The sequence below is a fragment of the Kitasatospora sp. NPDC001175 genome, assembly GCF_053598215.1.
Genome location: NZ_JBSFJU010000077.1, coordinates 23245 through 29836 on the forward strand (window position 1 = coordinate 23245; position 6592 = coordinate 29836).

At 69.4% G+C, this 6592-nt stretch carries 7 protein-coding genes; 6 read left to right on the forward strand and 1 reads right to left on the reverse strand.

Annotation, left to right across the window (positions count from 1 at the left end; translation table 11 throughout):
* Positions 1–7 precede the first annotated feature (7 nt).
* Positions 8–643, reverse strand: a complete 636-nt coding sequence (locus tag ACWDAK_RS34750; RefSeq protein ID WP_427395757.1) for a TetR/AcrR family transcriptional regulator — start codon at positions 641–643, stop codon at positions 8–10.
* A gap of 223 nt (positions 644–866) precedes the next feature.
* On the opposite strand from ACWDAK_RS34750, the gene ACWDAK_RS34755 reads away from it, so the two are divergent.
* The 6 genes from ACWDAK_RS34755 to ACWDAK_RS34780 all read left to right on the forward strand — a co-directional run bounded on the left by ACWDAK_RS34755 (position 867) and on the right by ACWDAK_RS34780 (position 6550).
* Entirely contained in the window at positions 867–2042 is a 1176-nt protein-coding gene (locus ACWDAK_RS34755) for a hypothetical protein (protein ID WP_344635991.1), read from the forward strand.
* A gap of 11 nt (positions 2043–2053) precedes the next feature.
* Complete coding sequence (locus tag ACWDAK_RS34760) at positions 2054–3301, forward strand: ATP-grasp domain-containing protein (protein WP_427395758.1); 1248 nt, start codon at positions 2054–2056, stop codon at positions 3299–3301.
* A 599-nt stretch (positions 3302–3900) separates the two neighbouring features.
* On the forward strand, positions 3901–4407 hold the full coding sequence (gene msrA, locus ACWDAK_RS34765) for a peptide-methionine (S)-S-oxide reductase MsrA (protein ID WP_425557576.1): 507 nt from the start codon (positions 3901–3903) through the stop codon (positions 4405–4407).
* Positions 4408–4500: 93 nt separating this feature from the next.
* The gene (locus ACWDAK_RS34770) at positions 4501–4635 is read left to right on the forward strand and encodes a hypothetical protein (RefSeq protein ID WP_344635994.1); all 135 of its coding nucleotides are present in this window, start codon (positions 4501–4503) and stop codon (positions 4633–4635) included.
* Between the two features lie 196 nt (positions 4636–4831).
* Positions 4832–5503 carry a hypothetical protein gene (locus tag ACWDAK_RS34775; RefSeq protein ID WP_427395759.1) on the forward strand — a complete coding sequence of 224 codons (672 nt, stop codon included), beginning with the start codon at positions 4832–4834 and terminating at the stop codon, positions 5501–5503.
* Between the two features lie 138 nt (positions 5504–5641).
* Positions 5642–6550 carry an endonuclease domain-containing protein gene (locus tag ACWDAK_RS34780; RefSeq protein ID WP_449806529.1) on the forward strand — a complete coding sequence of 303 codons (909 nt, stop codon included), beginning with the start codon at positions 5642–5644 and terminating at the stop codon, positions 6548–6550.
* The last annotated feature ends 42 nt before the right edge of the window (positions 6551–6592 follow it).

Genomic DNA, 6592 nt, shown 5'->3' on the forward strand with positions numbered 1-6592 from the left:
TCACGGCCTATGAGTCGGGGCTGGTGCGGGCCGGCACCTCCTGACGGCCGGGGCCCGATGTCACGAGGCCCCCGACGACCAGCTGCGCCAGTTGCTCGGCCATCCGGATCCTGCCTTCGTCCGTGTCCGGCAGCGCCGATCCGAGCCGGTTGTGCATGTTCTGATGTGTCAGTGCCAGTGCCGGACCGTTGAGGGCCACGAAGACCAGGAGCAGCGGCACCTGCGGCATCCGGCCGCTGTCCATCAACCGCTGGATGACCGGGGCCAGTTCGCCCCAGAATCGACGCGTGTACTTTTCGGCCAGGTAGTCGAGCCTGGTGGAGTCGCGGACCGACTCCTCGGCGATGATGCGGTTCGCTTCGGGGGTGCCGGCGGCAAGGGTGAACCACCGGGTGACCACGGCCCGCAGCACGTCGACGTCGTCCGTCTGCTCGAACGAGGCCATCAGGTCCGCCACGTGGCCTGCGATGCCGAAGTCGACCACCGCACGCCAGAACTGCTCCTTGGAGCCGTAGCGGTCATTGACGTAGTTGTGGCTGACACCGAGTCGCTTCGCCAACTCCCGGACGGTGGTCCCCTGGTAGCCGAGTTCGGCGAAGGCGGCAAGACCCCGGCGCAGGATGTCCGCGTCATCGCGGGTCACCGGCTTCCCCCTCTCGTTCCGCCTTGGGTTCGTGGTGCGCTCGGCGCGGCGCGGCCGCCAGTGTACCCGGTGGACACCGACCACCCTTCGGCGATGTTTGACCCACCACATAACGCTTCCACGGCGCTTGACAGTTGTCAGACGGTCAGTAATCTGACAATTGTCAAGCAGCGCTAGACCCATGCCGCAGCGGCGCCGTCGCGGCGGCCGGCAAGGAGTAGAAGTGGACAGCAGCCAGCTCTTCGACGGTGTCGAGCACTCCCGGCAGGACGTCTCTCCCGACCCCGATCGCTCGGGTTCGCCCCTGCGCGACTACGTCTTACGCAGCCTTCCCGTCGATCTTCGCGACCTTGCCGCAGATCGACTGACGTACCATCAACTTGCCGAGAAGCAGCAGCGGATGCTGCAGGAAGCCGCTCCGCTCTGGCTCCCGGAGGACGACGAGCGGATCGCACGCCTCACCCAGCTCGATCTGCTCTTCCTGCTCGGTGGTTACGCACCGGCGGAGCCGCAGACCGCACCCCGCGCACTGACCGACCTGATATCCGCGCGGTGCGGCAAATTCCCCACCCTTGATCCCTATCTCAGCTATGAACTCCTGATCGACGCCAACTGCGAGGAATACCGCCGAAGCGGTGACATTCGGGTGTTCTCCGCAGGTCAGGACGCGGTTCTGGAACGGGACTTCTATCTGGGCCACCACCTTTCCGAACCGTGGGCCAAGTCGGCGGCATACGCCCTGCGCTCGCTGATCCTGCCGACGGCGACTGCCCGTCCTGCCGAAGTCCTCGACGGCGCGGCCCAGTGCCTCGTGGAGTTCACGCGATACATGGCGACATACCGCAAGCTGCCGCAGCAGGCGTTCAACCGGTTTCGCCCCTACCACATGGGCCATCCCGGCGGCCCGCGCGGCGCGAGCGGCGCGTTCATGCCCAGCGTTCACCTTCTCGAACTGGCCCTGCTGCCGCCGTCGAAGGGGTACGGCATCTTCCTGGACCAGTCGATGGCCTACTTCCCCTCGTGGTCCCGGCCCGTCATCGCGCAGTGGCGCAGCGACTCCAGCCGCGGGGCGAACGTGTCCCAGCGCCTTCGGGACGGCCTGCTGGTACTCGACCGCACGGAGCGCGACCAACTGGTCCGGGTCATCGACAAGTTCGTGGATTTCCGGATGGCGCACCTGGGCGTCACCCGGCATGCGCTCCCGGAGGAGTTCCAGGACCGAACCGGGCTGACGCGCCGTGGCATCCGCGAGCAGGACGGCGAACACGACATCCTGAACGACCAGAACTCCGGCACGTCAGGGTTCAGCGTCCGGCATGTGCTCACCAACGCGCTGTACCGGCTCCTCACGCTTCGCGGCGATCTCGCCCACCCCCACTCCCTTCCGGTCAACCAGTAGGCAGGTACCCGATGTCAGCATTCCGTGTCGCGGTCGTCGACGCGTTCGGCACGTCCTTCGGGTTCACCGGCGCGTTCGGCGCGGTGGGCGGCGAGGTGATCCAGCTGCGGAGCGCGCCCGAGCCGCCGGTCGGAGTCGACCCGGTGGACGAGCGGGCGTTCAGTCACGTCCTGGTCCACGACGATGAGTTGGACGAGCTGACCGCGAAGCTCGTTGAGCTGGAGCCGGTCGCGGTCCTGGCCGGCCGCGAGACCGGAGTGGAGCTCGCCGACGCCCTCTCCGAACGACTCGGCCTGCCCTCCAACGGCACGGCCCTGAGCACCGCGCGGCGCGACAAGTACGTGCAGATCGAGACGATCAAGACTCATGGCGTCCCCGGCATGCGGCAGCTGCGCACCGACGACGAGGCCGAACTACTGGCCTGGCACGAGGAACTGGGTGGGACCGTGGTCGTCAAACCGCTGCGCGGCTACTGGGGTGACGGCGTCTCGTTCTGCGACGCACCGCAGGAGTCGGTCGCCGCGCTGCGCGGGCTCCGCAGCCGCCGCATGGTGCTGGGAGAACCGATCACCGAGGTCGTCGCCCAGGAGTACCTGGTGGGCGCCGAGTACATTGTGAACACGGTCAGTTGCGCGGGTGTGCACCAGCTGACCGATGCCTGGCGCACCGAGCGGATCCAGGCCAACGGGGTGCGGGACCTGGTGACCGCGCAGGTGCTGCTGCGCTCCGACGAACAGCCGGTCGGCGAGCTCTTCGACTACGGCCGCCGGGTGCTGGACGCCCTCGGCATCCGGTACGGTGCGGCGCACCTGGAGATCAAGCTGACTCCGGACGGCCCGCGACTGGTCGAGGCGGGCGCCCGCCTCTCCGGGCTGCCCTACTACACGGCCGAGGTCCTGGGCGAGGGCCAATTGGAGTGGACGGTCGACGCCTATGTCCGGCCCGAGCGGTTCCGTGCCCGGGCGGGCCGGCCCTACCAGCGGCGGCACGCTTTCGCCTGGGCGGCGCTGGTCGCTCCGGCTTCGGGGCGGCTGCGGGGCTATCGCGCGCTCGACCAGCTCAAGGGGCTGGCGAGCTTCCGCGATCTCGCCGTGCTGGTGAAGCCCGGCGACGAGATCACCCCCACCACCTATGACCGCGGCTACCCGGTCACCCTGACGCTGAGCCACTCCGTGGATGCCGTCCTGCAACGCGACCTCAACACCGTGCGCTACCTGGACGGCCCCGGCATGTACGAGATCACCCCAGCAGCCGATTGACCCCCGGTGCCCCCTGACCGCCGGCCAGCCCGACCCGGCACGGCGCCGAGCGCGACCAGCAACGGCTCGGAAGAGCACTGCCGGCGATCGGCAGTACCCGGTGGGCCTCCGCCCGGCGTCGATGGCACGGCGGGAGCCGGCCGCACCGGGATTCGCCGCCTCGCGTGCAATCCGTTCGACCGGAACCGACAGCGACTCCCCCGCCGGCACCCAGCTCACCACCCGGCCGGCGAACGACGGCTCCCTCGTGACGCGGCAGCCGGACACCGGCTCGCGGCTGCAGCACTCGACGATCGACTGACCCGGGACCGCCTGCGGTTGCGGATCTGACCGTCGGCCTGTCCAGGCATGCCGGTCCGACGCCCGGAACCGCAGTTCCCGATCCGCCTTGATCACTCCGTCGCGCCCCCCGGTCCCAGCCAGGCACCGCAGCCCGTCCTTGCTCATTACGGAATTCGGACGGGTCCCACAGGGGTGTGCGACGGAATAGGGAAGCCTCGTAGGTTGTCAGTACCAACAGGTGCCGATGGCTGTCACCTGATGTCGAAACCCGCGCCGAAGGACCGTGAAGACGGCGCTGTACCCGTGAGGGGGAAATGATGGCAACCGAGAAGGCCGTCCTCGCCGGTGGCTGTTTCTGGGGGATGGAGGAGCTTTTCCGCCGTCAGCCCGGTGTTGTGTCCACCCGCGTGGGCTACACCGGGGGTGATGTCCCCCATGCCACCTACCGCAACCACGGCAGCCACGCCGAGGCCATCGAGGTGCTCTACGACCCTGCTCGGACCGACTACCGGGCGCTGCTGGAGTTCTTCTTCCAGATCCACGACCCCAGCACGAAGGACCGCCAGGGCAACGACATCGGTACCAGCTACCGCTCCGCCATCTTCTACACCAGCGACGAGCAGAGGAAGACCGCCGAGGACACCATCGCCGACGTGGACGCCTCAAGGCTGTGGCCGGGCAAGGTCATCACCGAGGTCAGCCCCGTCGGCGATTTCTGGGAGGCCGAGCCCGAGCACCAGGACTACCTGCAGAAGTTCCCCAACGGCTACACCTGCCACTTCCCGCGGCCCGGTTGGAAGCTGCCCAAGCGGGCGACCGACTGAGCCCGGCGGCGCGCGGACGGCACATCCGCGCGCCGACTCGCTCTGCCGACCGGCGTTCGGCAGGCCGGCCGCGGACGCACCGAGGGAGCAACGATGCGTGACTATCCGGCGACGATCACTGAGACCGACCACATCGAGCCCGTACCGAAACGGGTCCGCGCCACGCTGGGCGGGCAGGTGGTGCTCGACACCACCCGTGCGCTCTACGCGTGGGAGCGGGAGCACTAACCGGCCGCAGGGCCAACCCGCGCAGGATAGAGCCGTTCCGGGTGGGCGCGCTGGGGCCGGAACACGCCGGCGGGCTGGCTGCGGCGGCCGAGCGGTACGGCACCGCGTGGCTGCGCCAAGTCGTCGACGGCTGGTTCGGCCCGCGGAACCGCTACGAGCCCCACCGGTACGAGTGGACCGAGAGGCTGCCGGATCTATGCACGGCGCTGCGGGCCTCAGGCCCGGGTACAGCGGTGGCGCAGCTGCTGTTCGCCGGGCCTGGACCGCGGTGGACGGCGACCTGCGGCTGTCGTCCACGACCGGTCCGGCCGAGATCCGCCGCTCCCAGCTGGAGGCGCTGGGCCTGCCGCTGCAACGCATCCTGCAGGCGGCCGGCCAGGAGCAGCGGGCCGAGATCCTGGCCGCGCTGCACGCCCAGGCGGATACGGTGCTGGATTGCCTGATGCCGATGCTGCGCCGTTCGGCGCAGGCGCTGCCGACGGACGCCAGGCGCACGGCGGGTCTCGACGCGCTCGCGCGCGACTGCGCGAACCGGCTCCGCGCGATCGCCGCACGACAGCCGCGTGCCGCGGACGACTGGTCGATCGCCTGGACCGGTTGCGGCTGCGAACTGTGCGCCACCCTGGAGACGTTCCTTGGTTCCCGCTCACGGCGAGTCCTTGAACGGCCGCTGGCGAAGGACGGACGCCGGCACGTGCACACCAAAATCAACTCGGCCGAGCTCCCGGTACACCACCAGACCAGACGGCAGGGACGCCCGTACACCCTCGTGCTGACCAAGACCGAGCAGCTGTTCATCCGCGAGCAGAGCGCCCGCAGCCAGGCTGAAGCCGACCTGACCTGGCTGACCTCGGCCTGGAACGCGTAGTGCTCCAGAATTGCTTCACGCTGCCTTTCTCGGTCGGGTCGCCCAGCCAGCGAGCTGGCCTGGGCGGGCGCTGGCCGCGAGATTGCGCGCTACCTCACGAGCCCGCAGGGCCGCAAGCGCTACCAGGAGCGGGCCTTCGTGTCCGTGGTGCCTGATAGCGTGCCGGGCATGCCGCACCGCGCCACTCCGCGCCGCACGGGCCACCTCTTGCCCCTGGCCGTCGCCGATGCCTTGTGGGCCGAGTTGATGGCCAACAGTGTGTTCCCGGCTGGGCAAGCGTTCACCGGCTTCCCTGCTGATCCGCAGGTGGGGTACGTGCTGCTCGGCGCACGTGCGGTGCCGACGGTGAAGGGAGTCGGCGGCCGGTGGCATGTTCAAGAGGCCGATGTGCGCCGGGCGGCCGAGGAGCTGCGTGCGGTCAGGGTGAGCGGGGTCGGCCTGGTCCGTGTCGCTCCTTTCCGCGGGTCACTGAAAGCGGGGCAGAGGGAGGGGCCGGCGCTGCGGTGGCGTCAGCGCCTGGGCCAGGAATGGGCCCGAGCCCGCGTCGATGCCGCCCCCGGGCGGTTGCTGCGCGGCAGCGACCATCTGCCGCATCTGGCGGGGATCGACTGGCGCCGGTCTCTGATGGAGCGGACCGGAGCGGAGGCAGAGAACACGTGGTGGCTACCTCGCACGCTGGTGAAGGTGCTGGACGCGGCCGAGCACGCCGAGGAGCGGTGGTTGCTGGCCGCGCGGACCTGCCAGAGGTGCGGCTCTGTGGCGGATCAGCCCGAGCAGTGGCGGGTCCAGGCCGGCAGCAGCTGGCAGACGATCTGCCCCGGCTGCCGCACAACCACGCTGCGCCCGTACAACGGGGAGCTGGAAGGCCACGTCTACTCGGTGCTCAGCAAGAAGCGAGCCTCGCTGGAAGTGTCCGGGTGGAGGTGCGCCGTCTGCCAGGAAGCACCTGCCTTCGCGGTCGACCACTGCCACGAGCACGGCTACGTCCGCGCGCCCTTCTCCGAACTAACTGGCCCGGACGGGAATCGTGTCAGAAGTCTGGTCTAGGTTTGGCCTGTGAACCACAGCAGCTCCAAGGCCGGGGCGTCC

Bases quoted from the DNA above. Each gene is read 5' to 3' on its own strand.
- ACWDAK_RS34775 (WP_427395759.1), top strand. From the start codon at position 4,832: ATGCACGGCGCTGCGGGCCTCAGGCCCGGGTACAGCGGTGGCGCAGCT.
- msrA (WP_425557576.1), top strand. From the start codon at position 3,901: ATGGCAACCGAGAAGGCCGTCCTCGCCGGTGGCTGTTTCTGGGGGATG.
- ACWDAK_RS34760 (WP_427395758.1), top strand. From the start codon at position 2,054: ATGTCAGCATTCCGTGTCGCGGTCGTCGACGCGTTCGGCACGTCCTTC.
- ACWDAK_RS34770 (WP_344635994.1), top strand. From the start codon at position 4,501: ATGCGTGACTATCCGGCGACGATCACTGAGACCGACCACATCGAGCCC.